The sequence below is a fragment of the Gallintestinimicrobium sp. genome (assembly GCF_046968865.1).
Lineage (GTDB): Bacteria > Bacillota > Clostridia > Lachnospirales > Lachnospiraceae > Gallintestinimicrobium > Gallintestinimicrobium propionicum.
This window is the reverse complement of sequence record NZ_JBKVPW010000006.1, coordinates 96,093-114,075: the sequence shown is the minus strand read 5'-3', so window position 1 is coordinate 114,075 and position 17,983 is coordinate 96,093. Positions and strand designations below refer to the sequence as shown.

Here is a 17,983-nt window from a genome sequence, read left to right as displayed (position 1 = left end):
CCATTCTTTTGCTGACTTTTCTTATTGTTTTACCACAGAACATCAGGATAAACACCGGCATCCTTTAACTTCTGGATCGACTCCATCACAAACGGTTTGTCTTCCTTATAGGTAACGCCAAACCATTTGTCAGCAGAATGAAGCACCTCAACGGTTGCTTTTCCAGCCTTTAACAGCTTATCTACCTCGATCGGCAAAAAGCACTCGGATTTGAGCGGATTCTTTTCAACCTCTTCTGCAAAGAAACGATCTACTGCATTCTGCAGCTCGTTGATAATGCTGGGAGAAAATGCCCACATGTTCATGGAAACCGGAGTCTTTAATCCTACCGGAATCCAGGTCTTACCATCATCCTCTGTGTATGCCGCGCCATCCTCGGTCTTCACGATCTTGGTGCGCTCTGCAATCTCCTGCAGATAGCCGTTTTCGTCGGTTACGCAGATACCTCTTGCAACGGAACCGTTGTCTGTCAAAGTGTTGCCCAGCTGATAGCCAACCATCGCGTAACGATATTTTTCATCGTCGTGATGTGTGGTCAGGAAACGGTACAGCTCTTCAAAAGCGCTTCTTCCATAATAGTCATCTGCATTGATCACTGCGAAAGGCTCATTCACTACGCCCTTGCAGCACAGGATTGCATGTGCGGTTCCCCAGGGCTTTACGCGGCCTTCCGGAATCTGAAATCCTTCCGGAACCTTCGTCAGCTCCTGGAATACATACTCTACAGGAATATGTTTGCTGACTGCATTGCCGATGCACTCTCTGAAATCCTGCTCATGCTCTCTTTTAATGATGAAAACGACCTTGCCGAATCCCGCTCTGACTGCATCATAGATCGAGAAATCAATGATCTTATGCCCCTTGTCATCTACAGGATCAATCTGCTTTAAGCCGCCATAACGGCTTCCCATTCCTGCTGCCAGAATTACTAATGTCGGTTTTTCCATTTGTTCCCTCCTATTGTAACATAAGCCCCCGCAGCTGCAATTCTTCCATGTTGCAAAGACCTGTCAAAATGTTATACGGCTATTTGAGTGATATCTGCACGAAAAGCCGCTCTTTCTACTTATTATATCATGCTGTATCTCAAACTGCAAACCGGTAGCACTGGTGTTTCTCCATACGTTATAAAATCCCGTTACAGCACCACCGTTTTTCCTGCCGTCGGCTTTACGACTTTGATCTGCGGATATTCCTCATCCATCAGCTTTTTAAACCGTCTCGTATCGACATGCTCCGATACCGGCGGGAATGCGTCGTCAAAATGATCCAGCAAAATCCGCTTGGGCTGCAGCCGCTCTACGACCTCCAGCGCTACTGCTTCCAGAAATTCGCTTCCCTGAAACGGCAGAATCAGAAGATCGGCACCCTGTGGGTATTCCTGATCCTCCTGCAGTCCGAGACTTCCCATCACCTGCACGCGTTTACCCTCCGCATGCACCTCGTACATCAGCGTCTGTCCGCCCTCCGGAAATTTCGGATTCAAATATGCAAGTGCCAGCGCATTTCTGAAATACTGCAAAAATCTGCGGGAAAACAGCTTCTGGAATACCTGACTTTTTCCAGGCTTCGCATGCTTTCCTTCCATTACAAGAATCCGTACGTCCCCGAGTCGGATCACGTCGCCCGGTCTCACCTTTACTACGTTGCTGGTGTTCTCCACCATATCGGAAAGCGTCTCTGCCGCCACTTCTCCGCAGTAAACGGTCGCCTCCGCATCGCTTTCCGGATCCAGAAATTCCGGAACCTCCATCATATGATCCAGATGCCCGTGGGTCACACAGATCGTCTGATCCTGTAAAAAGTCATCCAGACAGTTCGGATTTTCCCCACCGACCAGCTGTACAAACGGGTCGAATAAAACTGTCTCACCGTCCGCTTCCAGACGAATTGCTGCCGTACCAAGCCAGGTAATTTTCACTTTCTGCTCCATTTCCGCAGGATTTTCCTGCTCTATCTAAACAATAGAATGCACAATCCTCATGCACCCTCTCTACCAACTGCAAGCCGTGCCGCTTCCATCTGACATCGGATCTGCGTTTCCAGCTCTGTTGCCGCGCGCTTGCCCTTTTTATCGGTCGGAATGTCCACCGGCTCTAAAATAACCAGCTCCATTCCGTCCCTTTTTCGTCTGCCGCTTTTGGAAAAACGCGGATAAAACCGCAGCAGGCACGGAATCATCGGCTTCCGGAACCAACACGTGATCTGAAACGCGCCCGGCTGAAACGCCCGGAGCGTCCGACAGCCATCGATCAGCTCTCCCTCCGGGTAAATCTGCAGCATCTGACCCTCATCCAGCCCCTGTTTTATGCGTTTTAAAACCGGTCGCCACCCGTCCAGCTTTGCAGGCAGTCCGATTCCGCCCATCAGACGCACAATCGCGCCTGCGACCGGAATGTGGAGATTAGATTCCAACGATAAAAACTGCATCGTATAATCCTGAAACACGCATGCCAGCATCACGCAGTCCAGCTTGTGAACATGATTGCAGACGCTGATACAGCCGTTCTGCATCTTTTCCTCCGGTATCCTGCCGACCACCCGAAATCCGTACAACAGCCGGAACACCGGCGGAAAAATGTGCAGGATCAGCCACTTTACGATCCGGTACAACGGACGTTTGGAGTCAAACACTCCGACCAGGGTGCTGTCTGCGGTGCCGTTTTTTGATCCTGTACGGTCTTTCACCAAAATCATCCCTGTGTTGCCTCCATTCCATTTATCCCAAGGTCTCCGCAATCTCTTCCGCAAACATCTGCTCTGCTTTCCGAATGCTGTTTTTCAGACGATACTGGTTGGCGCTCTCCGCATAGACACGTGCCATTTGATGCCGTGCTGTTGCATGCTCATACCACCAGTCAATCCGCTCCGCCAGATCGTCTACGTTGCCCGCTTCGAATAAACTCCTGTGATCGAGGGCAAACTGCGAGGTAGCTGAAAGCGGCGAATCCGCGATGACCGGAACCAGCCCGGACGCAACCGCTTCCAGGCATGCGATCGCCTCGATTTCGACGTCCGCCGCATGGACGTACAAATCGCTCATCGCCATCAGTTCGCACAGTCGCTCCGTATCAAAAAATCCCATGATCGGAGGATAGCGCAGCGACCTTCCCTGCCAGCGCAGGCTGCGCTCCTTCGGTCCCTGTCCTGCCAAAATCAGCTGAATCCTGTGGGAATGTGCAGATCGTTTTACCGCTTCTATTAAAACATCCTGCCGTTTTTCTTCTGAATAACGTCCAATCATCAAAATGACGAATTTATGCGCCAGCTCCGGCTCCTTTTGACGCACGCGCGGATAAAATTCATCCGATACACCGTTCGATATAATATGAAGCTTTGCCTGATAGCCGTGTTCCTTTAACTGCCCCGCGATAAACGGGCTCGGGCAGTGGATATGCGTAAATTCATTATAAAAATCATCTCGGAACCATTCATACAAAAGCTCATTGGCCTTTTTATTTTTCCCAAGATGAATCGTCGATGTAATGTTTTCCGGCTGCACATGGAATGCCGCTGTCACCGGTTTGCCCATTTCCTTTGCAATCCGCAGTCCGACACGGGAAAGCGCAAAGGGCATCATAAAATGCACCACGTCCGCCCATGCAATCGCCTGTTCCAGTACGCTGCGGTTCGGTTTTGCAAACACCATGCCCTGACTTCTGATAATAGAATCCGCAACCGGCAGAAAATGGATCTCCGGCATCGGATATTTGCCTCTCGCAGGCTTTCCCGCCGCTGCAACCCGAACCTCGTTGCCATCCGCCGCCAGCGCCTGGGCAAACCGACGCGCACTGATCGTTGTTCCGTTATTTCCCTGATCGAACTGGTCAATTACCAACAGGATTTTCATATCGTACTCCATTCCGCAGACTTCTCTAAAGCCTGCCCCCTCACATTTTTCTGTTCTTTCCACTCATTTCTGCGCACGCTTTTTGCGCATGCCGAGTTTGTGTCAAGTGCGCGCAGACACAAATCTCGTGATTGAAAAATTTTATTTTTCAATTTTACTCAGCGGTACTTTCCATCTCCGGCATCGTCGTTTCGATGACAAAAAATCTGCTGCCGGTCATACTGCGGAACAGATCCGGCGTAGAAGCCGCTCCGGTATACCACTGTCCATCGTAATAAATATCGTTTTCATAAACACCGATCTTCAATTCTCTTCCATCCTGAAAGGTGAATACATAGCAGGTATCCGGCTCATGCTCCTGTGTCGTCTTAAACCGTCTCGAAAGGACACCTGCCACTTCCGCCGCACGTACGATATTGTCCTGATCCGTAAAAGCCTGCTCTGCCCCGTTTTGTGTCACAACGACAGATACGAGATCTGTACGCCTGTCCAGTGTCGTCGCCAGCGGTCTTCCCTGCATAATGAAAAAAGCAAGCAGCACTACAGCAACACTAATCACTGTCGGACGTATAAAATGCCATGTCCTTTTCCACTTTGGTTCTTCCTGCATCTTCTGATTCATAGATTCCTCCGTCTCCGCCGCATATCCGACGTGTTTTGATCCCGCCTCATGAACAATTACAGATATTGTATCAATTGTAGCATAAAAGCGCAAACATTAGAATGCGCTTCGTGGCTCCCTGCGGACAGATTCTCACGCGAGCATGGAATCTGTCCACAGGGAGCCACGAATAAACTGTAAAAAAAAGAATGTGCCTTGGCACATTCTCGCGCCGAGGCGCGGTTGCTTCGGCAACCATCTACCCCTGCGCCGAGTGCGCATCCTAAGCGGAGCTTTTTTATCGTATGGAAACAAAGTTTCCTATACGATAAAAAAGCGCCCTTCTGCCTGAAGGGGGGAGGGTGGCAGAAGGGCTCTAAAGGGGGGTATAGTATATAAAAAAGAGGGGGTACGCTTAATATAACATTAAGCTTTATCGATTGGCTTTTTTCGCTCTCGCCTTTCGATGATTCCATTTTATCTTTTTTCTGAGATTTGTCAACATGCCCCAAACCCGCATAAAATCAAGGGTTTTTGTCACTTTTTTAATCTGTTTTCGCTTCTTTTTATCCGATTTTATAAAATATATCCATGAATTGTGAACACTTTTTTCCGTGAGGGATCGTTCCCACATTCTTTTGCACAAAAACTTTTTCTATTTTCTTAAAACTTTGTAATAATTTATTTTTCGATGCCAGGATCCTTTGCTGGATTCACCGGGTTTCGCGGTATTCGCCAACGTCTCGAGCAAGCTTGGGCTTTGGCTCATTACACGTGAAAAAAACCAGCTGCCATTGGGGGATGGCAGCTGGTTAAAAAAGGGGGGGTATAAAAAAGAGGGGGATAAGCAATTTTTACGCCACTGCGAATTTCTGAATCGCATCTACGAATTCAGCGTTTTCACCATGGCAGTTTACGGTAAAAATCTTGGCAAGACCAAGACTGAAAATTCCAAGAATGGATTTTGCATCCACAATGGTGGAATCATACTGAATATCTATATCAAAGTCGCATTTTTCTGCTGCCCTTACGAACTCCTGGACATCAGCCGTCGCATTCAAACGGATTTTCATTTTGTTCATGTTATTCATGCCGATATCTCCTTTCGAACAGTTTCCAAATTTTTTTTCAGCAGCTTTCGCTGTTGCTGGTTTTATTTTATGCAGTTTCGGCAATTTGTCAACACGTCCGTTTTCCTCCTGTTTTGATCCATTTTTGTGAAAAAAGAAAGGTTTTTGTCCTGTTTTTTCCTGTCTTTTGTCTCTTTTTCTCTATCCTGATTCAAAATGTGAATCTTTTATGAAATCGTTCTCATATTTCTTTTCGCAATTTGTCCTTATTTCTGCAAAAATTTTGTCAAATATTCTTTTTCTCTTTTCCCTTTTTTCTCTTTTCCCTTTTTTCTTTTTTTCCCTTGTGCTACACTAACTACAGACCAAAACGGTTCTCAGAAAGGACTTGAAACTATGGTAAAAATAATTTCCGACAGTACCTGTGACCTCACCCCGGATCTGCTTTCAAAATATGATATCGACATTCTGCCGCTTCATATCCTGCTTGGAGAGAAGGAATATAAAGACGGAATAAATATTACTCCGGATCAAATCTATTCCTGGTCAGATGCTAATAAAACGACACCCAAAACCTCCGCACCCGCTCTTTCTGAAACAATCGAGCTATTTCGCCCTTATGTGGAGGAAGGACGCAATATCGTCTGTTTCTCGATCTCTAACAGTATGTCCTCTTCCGGCAATGTTATGCAGCTTGCGGCAGAAGAACTGAACGCACAGGATCTGATCACGGTGATCGACTCTGCAAATCTATCCACCGGCATTGGTCTTCTGGTCATAGAAGCCGCTATTCTGGCACAAAACAACAAAACAGCGGCAGAAATCTCTGTCGCTGTAGAAAGTTTAAAACCGTATGTCCGTGCCAGCTTTGTCGTTGACACGCTCACTTACCTGCATCGCGGAGGACGCTGCAGCGCCATCGCCGCCATGGCAGGAGGTCTTTTAAAGCTCCACCCCCAGATCATCGTAGAGCACGGTGCCATGAAACCGACAAAAAAATACCGGGGCAAAATGGATTCCGTTATCCTTTCCTATGTGAAAGATATGGAGCCTGCTTTAAAGCATGCGCGTCCGGATCGCGTGTTTATCACACATTCCGGCTGTGAGCCAACCATTATAAATGCGGTTCGCTCCTATCTCGAAGGTCTCGGAATCTTCCGTGAAATCCTCGAAACCCGGGCAGGCGGCGTAATTTCCAGCCACTGCGGTCCCGGAACCCTCGGCGTTTTATTCATCGAATCCTGATCTGCCTGTCCTTTTTGTCAGCTGAGTTTACATACCTCCTGCCAAAGAGGACAGGCATTTTCCTGTCAAAAATCAGATCAGGCAATACGCAACTGCCGCCAGCACTGTCTGAAGAATCAGGAAGCGCACAACAACCTGCGTATCCGACCAGCCAAGATTCTTACGCACATGATCATGCAGCGGTGTTCTCGTCTTTTTCAGAATGGAAATCTTCAAAAAGCGCTTAAGCGCTATCTTCACAAGCCCGATTCCGCCGTCCACGATCATTACTGCAGCCAGCAGAATATAGATAAACGGATGCGTGGATTTCAGCGCGATAACCGCGATATAAAATCCAAGGGCCCTGGAACCTGCATCACCCATCAGCATGCTGCTGGGTGAGCTGTTAAAGTACAGATAAGCAAACAAAACCGAAAGGAACAAAAAGTTCGCCATCGCGTATTTCTGCAGAATGGGCGCAAACAGCACGCCAAACGCCAGAAGTGTCACACTGCAAAGACTCGCGCACAGACCATCCACGCCGTCCGTACAGTTCGTCACGTTGACCGAAACCCAGATCAGAATCACGCCGAGAATCAGAAACAGCGCTTTCGGAATCACGATTTCATCCGCGCCGAAACAGATCGTCGTGGAGTTAAAATTCATATAAGTTAAAACCGCTACGACAGAAATGACGAGGTCAATCAGCCCTTTCTTGTATTCATTCCAGGGTGTCTTCGAAGCGTCATCCAGATATCCGCTGATCATCATTGCAAACAGCAAAATCGCATAGATCACATACTCAACGTCAATCGGAAGAAATAACACGCTGCTGATTAAAAAGCACAGCACAAAAATGAAACCAACCCCGCGCAGCTTTCCTTTCGACAGGCTTCCATTTACGGCAAACGCCCGCCCCTGATCACTGGGCAAAAAGGAAAACGGATGCTCCAGTAAAAAAAAGGTCAGAATAAACGTCACGATCATTCCGATCATCAGGATATGATTCGTGCTCAGATAATGTTCCAGAATCGAATACATAACTTCTATCTCCCATCGACTTATTTGCAGGCATCCGCCCTCGTCGGAAGCCCTACTCCGATAGTATACGGCGATCCCATCAGGATTTCAATCTTTATTCCAGTGCTTCCTACTACACGTTATCCGATCCAGTGCATCATCGTCGCCAGAAGCTGCGGCACCTCCACGGGCTTGCCCATGTGATCGTCCATTCCGGCGTGCAGCGCCCGCTCGCTGTCCTCCGCAAACACGTTCGCCGTCAGCGCGATGATCGGCAGGTGCTTTCGTTTCAGCTTCTTTTCATACTGGACGAATCCGTCCGGCTGCCTCGTAGCCGTCCATGCTGCGCACAACCGGATCGTCATACACCGCAATCGCCTCATCCGCCGCCAGTTCCTTTGTCAGCCTGCTCTCCTGTTCCAGAAACGGACGCAGATACAGTTCAAAAAATTCTACGATGTTGGAGCTGGTGATCATCCGCATTCCTTTCCAGAACTGTTTTCTTTTTTCTTTCCATGCTCTTCCCTGACTCCTTCCTTAATCTCCCAGTGAATCAGGAAGGTCAAGGCGGCGCGCAGGCCGATAATACCGGCAACTGTCAGGATTTCTTTCCATTCCCGAACAATAACCGTCTTTAAAATTTCACTGCAGAGCTTAAATTCCAGCCCGACCGCCAGCCCCTGTGCCAGCGTAATTTTCATTTCCGGCTCTCTGCGCACGTAATTCCAGAACCCTTTTGCCCCGGAAATAATAATGACAATGACTCCGATAAATTCAAAACACAGAATCGCAATCTCTACAATGTGCTGCATCACAAGCTCCATCATTTCTATCATACTGTCCCACATAACGTCCTCCGTTCTGCAATCGCTATTGCGATATTGCGTCTCTCCTTTTGTGATAGTTCCATGATAACCCGATCTACCTGTTTTCACAAGAAAAAACTGCAGCGTAGATGGAACTCCGCCCGTCTCCGTCTACGCTGCAGTATCTCTTTTGGCACGTTGTTCTATTGTTCGATAAAGCGTTCGATTTCGTCCAGATCTGCGGATACCAGAACCCGCTTGAAGTCTTCTTTTTCCGAAAATCCGACTTCCACCATCTCCTCAAAAATCTTCTTCAATGCCTGATAATAGCCGTCGGTATCAAACAGCACGCACGCCTTGTTTTCGATTCCAAGCCGCGCCAGGCAGATGACCTCGGAGATCTCATCCAGCGTTCCCGGTCCTCCCGGCAACGCCACATAAGCGTCCGCAAGCTCGATCATTTTCTGCTTGCGCTCCGCCATATCCTTTGTCTCGATGCACTCTGTCAGCCCCGGATGGCGTCGTTCCTGAATCAGCTTCACATCGGGAATCACGCCGATGACCTTGCCGCCGCCTGCTAAAACCGCGTCCGCTGTCGCGCCCATCAGTCCCGTGCGGGAGCCGCCGTAAACAAGGGTATGCCCGTTTTGGGCGATCCAGCTGCCGAGTGCCATTGCACCTTCCGTAAAGGAAGGGCGGTTGCCTGACGCTGAACCGCAATATACTGCAATATTCATATCTGTCTCCATTTCTGCCGCGCTGCCCAGCTGCGCATTCCGTCATAATCTGACAGCACTGCCTGTTTTCAATCGCTCCGTGCATCCCGTCATGCCGGCACTATTTTTCTTCTGTAATCTCTTTATAAAATGCCACTGCACCGGCAATATCCGCCTCATCCGGGTGTCCCTTTGCAAGACCGCCCATCAGTTTAAACGGTCCGAACGTATCATAGCCCTTGCATCCATATTTTCCCAGAAGGACACTGTTTTTGGCTGTCAGCGCTTTTTCGATCGAAGTATAATCCGCTTTGCCGCCGTAGGTGCTGATAAAAAAGGTCTGCTTATTCTGGGGCATATTGACTGCCGCAAAATTCAATACCGCCTGATGAAATTTCGAATAGTAAATACCGGATGCAAATCCGATCCTGTCGTATCGGTTCAAATCCTTTTCCGGAACCTTTACCGCGTCAATCAGATCCACCTCATATGCCGCCGCGATTGCGTCCAGCAGCTTCTTCGTATTCCCATGATGAGTGGATGCGTACACAATTGCTGTTTTCATGATCTGTCTCCTGCCTTTTTGCTTACGCTCTGTTTTTTATTATACTTCCCGACAGACCGGAAATCAACGGACGATTTTGTCAACATCTTTACTGGAAAACATCTTGCTATTTCCAATATAGAGTGTTAGAATGCCCGTATAAGCAGATTGTATGCTTTTCTTCGACAAATTATCGTACAATCTGCCGTAACAAAACACGATAGAGGCGCGGACTTCATCAGTACCGTGCAGGAGAACGCTCAGGACAGCTGCCTGCATAAGAAAGGGAATTCCGCCGAAGGGATTTATCCGTCCGGGATGTTTCCCTGGGCTGCATCAGAATATGCTGCAGACTGTCACAATTATGTGGAGCGCTATCTGATATTGCCAGAAAGAGGAAAAAGACCGTAGATGTGGCAAGATTAGCGCCGCATCTACGTTTTTTTTTGTAAATTTTTGTAAAGGAGAAAGATTATGAAACCATTCAAACTGCCTGCAAGGCTCTGGCAAACTCTTCTGCTCATTCTGACCGCAGCTGCATTCAGCCCGCTGTCTGTTTTCGCAGCAGAAGCAGGGGAAGAAGCTTACACTCCGTCCGTTTATGCAACCGCATGGGCGCTGCTGCCTCCCATCATCGCGATTGGTCTTGCGCTGATCACAAAAGAAGTTTATAGTTCCTTATTTTTAGGAATTGTAATGGGAGGTTTGTTATACTCCGGTTTTTCCTTTGAAGGAACGACCATGCATGTTCTCGAAGACGGATTTATCAGTGTGCTGTCCGACAGCTATAACGTCGGCATCCTGATCTTTTTGGTTATCCTCGGCACAATGGTCAGCCTGATGAACCGTGCCGGCGGCTCCGCTGCGTTCGGCCGCTGGGCCCAGAAAAAAATCAAAACAAGAGTCGGCGCACAGCTTTCTGCCATTGCCCTCGGCATTTTAATTTTTATTGATGACTATTTCAACTGCCTGACTGTCGGCAGCGTTATGCGCCCCGTCACAGACAGCCATAAGGTATCCCGCGCAAAGCTGTCTTACCTGATCGACGCAACCGCAGCACCGATCTGCATCATCGCGCCGATTTCTTCCTGGGCCGCTGCAGTCAGCGGCTTTGTAGAAGGCGAAGACGGTTTCTCCATCTTTGTCCGCGCAATTCCTTATAACTATTATGCACTGTTCACCATCGCCATGATGATTCTGATTACCGTATGGAACTTTGATTACGGCCCGATGGCAAAATATGAGACAAATGCTTTAAAGGGCGATCTGTTCTCCGACAGCAAGGAAGAAAAAGACACCCAGCGGACCTTTGAGAACCCCAATGGCCGTGTGCTCGACCTCATTCTTCCGGTTCTCGTGCTGATCGTCTGCTGTGTCCTCGGTATGCTGTATTCCGGCGGCTTCTTCTCCGGCGTCGATTTCGTTTCCGCATTCGCTGGCAGCGATGCTTCCGTTGGACTTGCCCTCGGCAGTATTTTTGCCCTGCTGCTCACGATTCTTTACTACTGCCTGCGCCGGATTATGAGCTTCCGGGAATGCTGCGACTGTCTGCCTTACGGTTTCAAGGCAATGGTTCCCGCAATCCTGATCCTGACCTTTGCCTGGACCTTAAAGGCCATGACCGACAGCCTCGGCGCTGCGGATTTTGTTGCCGGTGCCATCAGCCAGGCAGCTGGAAACCTGATGGCGCTCCTGCCTGCCATCATCTTCCTGATCGGTGCGTTCCTCGCCTTTGCCACCGGAACCAGCTGGGGAACCTTTGGTATCCTGATCCCGATCGTTGTTGCAGTGTTCCAGAACACCGACCCGCAGCTGATGATTATCTCCATCTCCGCCTGCATGGCCGGCGCTGTCTGCGGCGACCACTGCTCCCCTATCTCCGATACGACGATCATGGCTTCCGCCGGTGCACAGTGTGAGCATGTCACCCATGTCACCACGCAGCTGCCCTACGTCATCACCGTTGCAGCTGTTTCCTTCGTCACCTACCTGATCGCCGGATTCGTCCGCAATGTCTTGATTATGCTCGTGATCGGCTTTGCACTGATGGTTGCAACGCTGTATGTGATCAAGCAGATCGCGGGAAATAAGCAAACCGCGTAAGTTAAGAAAAGCATGCAGCGGAGGATTTTGGATCCGCCGCTGTGCGGGCGCGAAAGTTGTTCGCATCAAAAAACTGGCGCGCTGTCAGTGGATTCCAATGGTTTCCACCGGCAGCACGCCAGTTTTATTTTTTATCTTTTCTTATCCAGGATGTGGACACACTGTCCGCATGTCTCAGCGCCGTGCCATTCTCCGGCGCATCACCCGCGTACCCAGAGCACCGCTCACCAGCGGGCGCAGGAGCGGGCACAATACTACCTTCTTATCCTATGAAAAGTCACAGTCAGCCTATCAGATATTCAGCAGGTCGCTATATACCTTCAGTGCACCGTCTGTCTCATGGGCCAGTACGCGTTTTGCCAGAACCTTACCCAGCTGTACGCCTTCCTGATCGAAGCTGTTTACATTCCATGCAAAGCCCTGGAACATAACCTTATTTTCAAAATGTGCAAGCAGTGCACCCAGAGTCTTAGGGGTCAGCTGGTCACCGATGATAATGCTGGAAGGACGTCCGCCTTCGAAATTCTTATTGCGGTTATCATCTGCCTTACCGCAGGCAAATGCAACGATCTGTGCAGCCACGTTTGCGCACAGCTTCTGCTGGCTGGTGCTGCCCTGAATGACAACGTCCGTGCCGATCTGGCTGTCCTTAAATCCGATAAACTGCAGCGGAACGATATCGGTTCCCTGATGCAGCAGCTGATAGAAGGAATGCTGTCCGTTGGTTCCGGGCTCACCGAAGATCAGCGGTCCTGTCACATAGTCAATCGGCTCGCCAAAGCGGTTGACGGATTTACCATTGGATTCCATATCCATCTGCTGTAAATGTGCAGGGAAACGGCTCAGTGCCTGGGAATAGGGCAATACAGCTGTTGCAGGATAGCCCAGCACGTTGCGCTCATATACACCGATCAGTGCATCCAGCATTTCCGGGTTCTCCAGCAGGTTCTTGTTGGTCGCTCTGCGGTCAACCTCTGCCGCGCCCTCCAGAAACTGTGCAAATACTTCCGGTCCGAATGCCAGAGATAATACTGCACCGCCAACTGCTGAGGTGGAAGAATACCGTCCGCCGATAAAATCATCCATGAAAAATGCTGCCAGATAATCGTCGCTCTTTGCCAGAGGAGATGTCTCACTGGTAACTGCAATCATATGCTTCGATGCATCAAGTCCTGCCTTTGCCAGCGCATCCTTTACAAAGGATTCGTTGGTCAGAGTTTCCAGTGTCGTACCGGATTTGGAAACCAGCACGAACAGGGAATGCTCTACATCGATGGAATTTAAAACTGCAGCCGCATCATCCGGATCAACGTTGCTGATGAATTTTGCTTCCATCTTGAATGCACCGTTTTTCTTTGCCCAGTTCTCCATTGCAAGATACATGGCACGGGGGCCTAAGTCACTTCCGCCGATACCGATCTGTACAACTGTTGTAAACTTCTCGCCTGCAGCGTTTGTGATTTCACCGGCATGTACCTGATTGGCAAACTCTGCGATCCGCTTCTGCTGTGTTACATAAAATTCGCGCTTATCTACGCCGTCTGCCTCGACCTTGCCGCCCAGCTGTCCACGTGTCAGCTGATGCAGAACCAGACGCTTCTCTCCTGTATTGATAACTGCGCCATTGTACAATGACTCATATTTTTCTACCAGCTGAGCCTCTTTGGCAAGCTTGTCCAGAATTGCGAGCACATTGTCATCGACTGCTTTTGCCGCATAATTAAAAGTCAGACCATCCACGATCGGAGTGCTGTAGGTTTTTACACGCTCCGCGCCATTTTCTCCGGACATCACTTCCGCCAGATTGATACGCTCTGCTTTTTCCAGCTCCTGATAAGAAGCCAGTGTATCCAAATTGTTCCAGTTCAGCATAACAGATTCCTCCTCATGCAATTTTATTTTTCAGGTTTCCTTGTTATAATTCTGACAACTCGTTTTTGATTATACTATTCTACGTTTCAAAATTCAACAAAAAACCTAATGTATTTTGAGGAATCTAACATTTGGCACTCTCATAAACAATAGTTCCCATGAAAAAAAATGATGTCGGATTCCCCAAATTTTCCTGATAGAAAAGAAGGATTTCATGAAGTTTCTTTTTCGATAAGGACTGTTATTCAGTGCTGAACATTTTCTACAGAATGTTCCGCAGTTTGCAGTTTTTTCAGACGGTTGACCAACTCATGATCCGGATTATGCCTGATTCTGCATTCCTTATCGAGCATCATTACCGCTTCATCGCCATCGGCACATGCGGGCCATTCTATCCCGGAAATTTCCGGTTTTCCAGTCCTTGCAAAGCTTACCCATGCCTGACAAATCTGCTCCTGCAGCCGATTTGTTTCCTCACCGCAATTGCACACCGGAACCTTATCGATATTATGAAAAGCGAACGGAATTTCCGAACAGTGCCATGCAATTTTTCCATCGAACATCGGGAATTCATAGGTAAACTGAAAAGAATAAATCTTGCTGTCCGGACACTTTACCCGCTCTTTGATAAACCGGATTGTCGGTTCCCGAAAAATCGTATCCACTGACAGAAGATCAATCGGCGCTTTATCCGGGTAGATTTTCAGGAATTCATCTATCAGCTCAATCCCTTCTTCTCCCAATGCATCGCTTACTTTTTCTTCCACTTCTTTTCTGGTAAATTCGTATTTTCCGGAAATCGCCGGTCCGAAATCAAATTCTCCAAGCACAGTGCCGATCAGCAGCGGAATTTTTTTCGTTTCTTCCCGAAATCCATGTTTGATCGCATCTCCGAAATAACTTTGATTTTTGTGCGGATGATTTCCGACATATTCGCCTTTTTGTGCAACCTTCGGTGCTGCCTTTTCATAAGCCTGCGCAAGCTGATCGTAAGGAAGGGTTTCCAATTGATCGACATCTTTTTCTTCCAGACCTAGCTCTACAAGCATTGCTTTGACAATCTCTCTTCCGTTCCCGTCCTCTATATCGCCGAGAAGATCCGGGTCTACTACGCCGCTTTCAATAATTCCCTTATGGAACAAACCATCCGCTTCAGGCATTTGTAAAAGCGACCAGACTTTTACTCCGCCGCCGGACTGACCAAACAGGGTTACATTTTCCGGATCTCCGCCAAACCCTTCAATATTATCCCGGATCCATTCCAGGGCTGCAATCAGATCCAAATTTCCTGCATTCGCAGAATCCTGGTATTTTTCTCCAAACGGAGACAAATCCAGATATCCCAACACATTCAGCCTGTGATTCACCGATACGACAACAACATCTCCGGCTCTGCTTAAATTTTCTCCGTCATAGGCGAGCTGTTCGATGGAAGACCCCGCTGAAAATCCGCCGCCGTGCAGCCATACCATAACCGGACGTTTCCTGCCATCCCGAATGGACGGCGTCCAGATATTTAAGTTCTGGCAATCCTCTTTTTCTGACCAGTACATATGCGGAACCATCATTTCTCCATTTCCGCCCGGCTGTTCCGGATGCAAAAGCGGGCTCACATAGCCATAGGACTGTACATCTTTGACTCCGTCCCAGGGCTTTACCCGTTCCGGTTTCCGGAAGCGCTGCGCATGCGCATACGGAATTCCTTTAAAAATGCAGGTTCCCTTCCATTCATATCCCCGCAGTGCCCCCTCTTTTGTCTGCACGACTGGATAGTCTTTCTGATAAATAAATTTGTTCATGTGCGTTCTCTCCTCTTTCGTATTTTTTTAACTATTCCATCCCACTGTCGTAAACAATAGAATGCACGCTCTGCGAGCATTCTATTGTCATGAACAATAGAATATACGCTCTGCAAGCATTCTATTGTCATGAACAAAAAACCGGCAGGTGATATCCTTTTTCAGGAACATCAGCCTGCCGGATCTTCCTTTATTATACCACAGGAAATTCCGCCATAAAATGACAAATACTGATCAGTTATACATTATCTTTGAGAATGTCCTTTAAAATATCCGCGGATTTTTTCAGCGCGAGCAGCTCGCTTTCGCTCAGCTCGATCGGCACAACTGTTTCAATTCCGTTTGCATCCACCACTGCCGGAATACTGAGTACCACGTCGTAGAGACCGTATTCTCCGGTCATCAGGCTGGATACCGGCATGATCGACTTCTCATCCCGCACAATCGCTGAGCAGATTCTGACCACCGCCATCGCAATGCCGTAATAGGTTGCATGTTTTTTGGAAATGATTTCATATGCGCTGTTTTTCACATGATCGAAGATCCTCGTCATCGAATCTTCGTGGTTAAAATGTCCGCGCAGCTCGCAAAAATCACTGATCTTCAGTCCGCCGACACGGGCATCGCTCCATGCTGCCAGTTCACTGTCCCCATGCTCGCCAATGATATAGGCATGCACGCTTCTGCTGTCTACACCCAGATGCTCGCCAAGCTCATACCGAAATCTTCCGGTATCCAGAACGGTTCCGGAACCGATGACGCGGTTCGCGGGATAGCCCGATTCCTTCAGCGCAATATAGGTCAGGATATCCACCGGGTTGGAAACGATCAGCAAAATGCCTTCAAAATCCCGCTTTTTGATCTCACCGATGATGGATCGCATAATCTTTGCATTTTTCTGGATCAGATCCAGCCGTGTTTCCTCCGGTTTCTGATTCGCTCCTGCTGTGATCACGATGATCGCTGCATCCGAAACATCGTCATAGGTTCCTGCATATATTTTCATCGGACTTGCGAAAGCCATCCCATGACTGATATCCAGAGCCTCTCCCTCTGCCCGGTTCTGATCCGCATCGATCAGCACCATCTCAGAAAACAGCTTACTCTGCATCAGTGCAAATGCAGAAGCCGATCCTACGAAGCCGCAACCTACCATTGCTACTTTTCTACTATTTAACGCCATTGATATTTCCTCCTGATCTTTCTGTCTTTCCACGCAACGCCGTTTTGTATAGGCTTCGCTTTTCGAAGCTTTAAAAAAACAGCGCTGCATAACTAATTATCCGCCCTTCCTGCCATCTTTCAGCGGACAATCTTTTCAAAGTCTGACGCCGGGTGTTTGCAGATCGGACATACATAATCCTCCGGCAGCACTTCTCCGACATACTCATATCCACAAATCTTGCAGCGCCACACGGTCTGACCATTCTCAGTCTTTCCGACCGCTTCCGGCTTCGGCTTGATCTCCTTTAGATAATATTCATAGGTTACGGATGGCTCCTTACTCAAAACATCCATATCCGTGATCTCTCCGATGAACATCGTATGGGAGCCGAGGTCTATCATATGATCTGCCTTTGCCGAAATATATGCATTTGTGCCCTCTGTCACATAATAAATTCCATTTTCGCCGCGTCTGCAGGCTTCGTATCCTTCAAACTTGTCCACATCCCTGCCGGACTGAAAACCGAACCGTTTAAACAGCTCAAAATCTGCTGCCTGACTGAGGACTGAGACCGTGAATTTCCCCGTGTTCACAATCATATCATGAGTCGCATTCGCCTTATTTATACAGATACTCAGCTGATTCGGCGCAGACGCTGCCTGAATCGCCGTATTGATGATGCAGCCGTTATCCTTTTTTCCCTCTTTGGCAGTTAAAACAAATAATCCGTAGCTTAATTTATACATTGCTTCTTTATTCATTTTGATTCCTCCCGTCTTTTTCTTTACTTGTATTATATCCCAATCCTATTCCAGCGTCAATATAGTAATAGTAATTATTACTAATTTTATTCATAACAATAGAATGCTCGCAGAGCGTGCATCTATTGTTTACGAGTTCGTTCTTGTTCCCACACGGTAGATAAAAAACGGCAGAAAATTCTATTTCGAATTTCCTGCCGAAATTTTATTATGTTCTTAAATTTCTGGTTTAGGGCTTTTCGATAATCCCATACTTGCGATACAGCTCTTTTCTTGCCTTTTCATCTGTCGCCGCAAGCTTTGCATTCGCGACATCACCCTTACTGAGTAAAATATCCATCAGCTTGCCGAGGGCATTTTCTCCTTCTTCACGACCTTTTTGGATGCCTTTCTCAATGCCTTTTTCAATGCCTTTTTCTTCTACATATCCAGATAAATTGCACACTAAATCC

General features: G+C 48.1%; 19 protein-coding genes and 1 riboswitch. Of the genes, 2 read left to right on the top strand and 17 right to left on the bottom strand.

The annotated features are described in order from the left end of the window. Positions 1 to 29: 29 nt before the first annotated feature. The 6 genes from ACLTOQ_RS07270 to ACLTOQ_RS07245 form a co-directional block, all read right to left on the bottom strand. Positions 30 to 947 carry a nucleotidyltransferase family protein gene (locus tag ACLTOQ_RS07270; RefSeq protein ID WP_117960028.1) on the bottom strand — a complete coding sequence of 306 codons (918 nt, stop codon included), beginning with the start codon at positions 945 to 947 and terminating at the stop codon, positions 30 to 32. A gap of 191 nt (positions 948 to 1,138) precedes the next feature. Next, on the bottom strand, positions 1,139 to 1,933 hold the full coding sequence (locus tag ACLTOQ_RS07265; RefSeq protein WP_412319163.1) for an MBL fold metallo-hydrolase: 795 nt from the start codon (positions 1,931 to 1,933) through the stop codon (positions 1,139 to 1,141). Between the two features lie 47 nt (positions 1,934 to 1,980). After that, positions 1,981 to 2,697 (bottom strand): lysophospholipid acyltransferase family protein, encoded by a 717-nt coding sequence (locus ACLTOQ_RS07260; RefSeq protein ID WP_308728320.1) that lies wholly within the window; start codon positions 2,695 to 2,697, stop codon positions 1,981 to 1,983. A 22-nt stretch (positions 2,698 to 2,719) separates the two neighbouring features. Further along, the gene (locus ACLTOQ_RS07255; protein ID WP_308728319.1) at positions 2,720 to 3,913 is read right to left on the bottom strand and encodes a glycosyltransferase; all 1,194 of its coding nucleotides are present in this window, start codon (positions 3,911 to 3,913) and stop codon (positions 2,720 to 2,722) included. 91 nt (positions 3,914 to 4,004) lie between these two features. Next, positions 4,005 to 4,472 (bottom strand): hypothetical protein, encoded by a 468-nt coding sequence (locus ACLTOQ_RS07250; RefSeq protein WP_021915026.1) that lies wholly within the window; start codon positions 4,470 to 4,472, stop codon positions 4,005 to 4,007. 833 nt (positions 4,473 to 5,305) lie between these two features. Then, positions 5,306 to 5,533 (bottom strand): HPr family phosphocarrier protein, encoded by a 228-nt coding sequence (locus tag ACLTOQ_RS07245; protein ID WP_262587056.1) that lies wholly within the window; start codon positions 5,531 to 5,533, stop codon positions 5,306 to 5,308. A 384-nt stretch (positions 5,534 to 5,917) separates the two neighbouring features. Here ACLTOQ_RS07245 and ACLTOQ_RS07240 point away from each other — a divergent pair, with 384 nt between their 5' ends. Further along, the gene (locus ACLTOQ_RS07240) at positions 5,918 to 6,766 is read left to right on the top strand and encodes a DegV family protein (protein WP_021915024.1); all 849 of its coding nucleotides are present in this window, start codon (positions 5,918 to 5,920) and stop codon (positions 6,764 to 6,766) included. Positions 6,767 to 6,838: 72 nt separating this feature from the next. Here ACLTOQ_RS07240 and ACLTOQ_RS07235 read toward each other — a convergent pair whose 3' ends face one another. The 6 genes from ACLTOQ_RS07235 to ACLTOQ_RS07210 all read right to left on the bottom strand — a co-directional run bounded on the left by ACLTOQ_RS07235 (position 6,839) and on the right by ACLTOQ_RS07210 (position 9,852). Then, the gene (locus ACLTOQ_RS07235) at positions 6,839 to 7,786 is read right to left on the bottom strand and encodes a hypothetical protein (protein WP_021915023.1); all 948 of its coding nucleotides are present in this window, start codon (positions 7,784 to 7,786) and stop codon (positions 6,839 to 6,841) included. Between the two features lie 119 nt (positions 7,787 to 7,905). Then, positions 7,906 to 8,130, bottom strand: coding sequence for a hypothetical protein (locus tag ACLTOQ_RS07230; protein ID WP_337755308.1), 225 nt, complete (start codon positions 8,128 to 8,130; stop codon positions 7,906 to 7,908). Next, positions 8,066 to 8,242: a hypothetical protein gene (locus tag ACLTOQ_RS07225; protein ID WP_337561115.1), complete on the bottom strand. Its 177-nt coding sequence runs from the start codon at positions 8,240 to 8,242 to the stop codon at positions 8,066 to 8,068. Before ACLTOQ_RS07225 ends, ACLTOQ_RS07230 begins: the two co-directional genes overlap by 65 nt. Beyond that, positions 8,239 to 8,613 carry a DUF1622 domain-containing protein gene (locus ACLTOQ_RS07220; protein ID WP_021915021.1) on the bottom strand — a complete coding sequence of 125 codons (375 nt, stop codon included), beginning with the start codon at positions 8,611 to 8,613 and terminating at the stop codon, positions 8,239 to 8,241. Before ACLTOQ_RS07220 ends, ACLTOQ_RS07225 begins: the two co-directional genes overlap by 4 nt. 161 nt (positions 8,614 to 8,774) lie before the next feature. Continuing rightward, the gene (locus ACLTOQ_RS07215; protein ID WP_412319162.1) at positions 8,775 to 9,308 is read right to left on the bottom strand and encodes a TIGR00730 family Rossman fold protein; all 534 of its coding nucleotides are present in this window, start codon (positions 9,306 to 9,308) and stop codon (positions 8,775 to 8,777) included. A 100-nt stretch (positions 9,309 to 9,408) separates the two neighbouring features. Next, positions 9,409 to 9,852 (bottom strand): flavodoxin family protein, encoded by a 444-nt coding sequence (locus ACLTOQ_RS07210; protein WP_117960017.1) that lies wholly within the window; start codon positions 9,850 to 9,852, stop codon positions 9,409 to 9,411. A 192-nt stretch (positions 9,853 to 10,044) separates the two neighbouring features. Next, a riboswitch (Lysine riboswitch) is annotated at positions 10,045 to 10,216 on the top strand. An 89-nt stretch (positions 10,217 to 10,305) separates the two neighbouring features. On the opposite strand from ACLTOQ_RS07210, the gene ACLTOQ_RS07205 reads away from it, so the two are divergent. Beyond that, a complete protein-coding gene (locus tag ACLTOQ_RS07205; protein ID WP_337623500.1) occupies positions 10,306 to 11,934 on the top strand; it encodes a Na+/H+ antiporter NhaC family protein in 1,629 nt (542 codons plus the stop codon). 291 nt (positions 11,935 to 12,225) lie between these two features. Here the strand turns inward: ACLTOQ_RS07205 and ACLTOQ_RS07200 are convergent, their stop codons facing one another. The 5 genes from ACLTOQ_RS07200 to ACLTOQ_RS07180 form a co-directional block, all read right to left on the bottom strand. After that, a complete protein-coding gene (locus ACLTOQ_RS07200; protein WP_021915017.1) occupies positions 12,226 to 13,806 on the bottom strand; it encodes a glucose-6-phosphate isomerase in 1,581 nt (526 codons plus the stop codon). Between the two features lie 245 nt (positions 13,807 to 14,051). After that, on the bottom strand, positions 14,052 to 15,605 hold the full coding sequence (locus ACLTOQ_RS07195; RefSeq protein ID WP_412319161.1) for a carboxylesterase/lipase family protein: 1,554 nt from the start codon (positions 15,603 to 15,605) through the stop codon (positions 14,052 to 14,054). 238 nt (positions 15,606 to 15,843) lie between these two features. After that, positions 15,844 to 16,788: an L-lactate dehydrogenase gene (locus tag ACLTOQ_RS07190; RefSeq protein WP_412319160.1), complete on the bottom strand. Its 945-nt coding sequence runs from the start codon at positions 16,786 to 16,788 to the stop codon at positions 15,844 to 15,846. Positions 16,789 to 16,907: 119 nt separating this feature from the next. After that, on the bottom strand, positions 16,908 to 17,531 hold the full coding sequence (locus ACLTOQ_RS07185; RefSeq protein WP_021915014.1) for a flavin reductase: 624 nt from the start codon (positions 17,529 to 17,531) through the stop codon (positions 16,908 to 16,910). Between the two features lie 229 nt (positions 17,532 to 17,760). Then, on the bottom strand, positions 17,761 to 17,976 hold the full coding sequence (locus tag ACLTOQ_RS07180; RefSeq protein ID WP_337427581.1) for a hypothetical protein: 216 nt from the start codon (positions 17,974 to 17,976) through the stop codon (positions 17,761 to 17,763). Positions 17,977 to 17,983 lie beyond the last annotated feature (7 nt).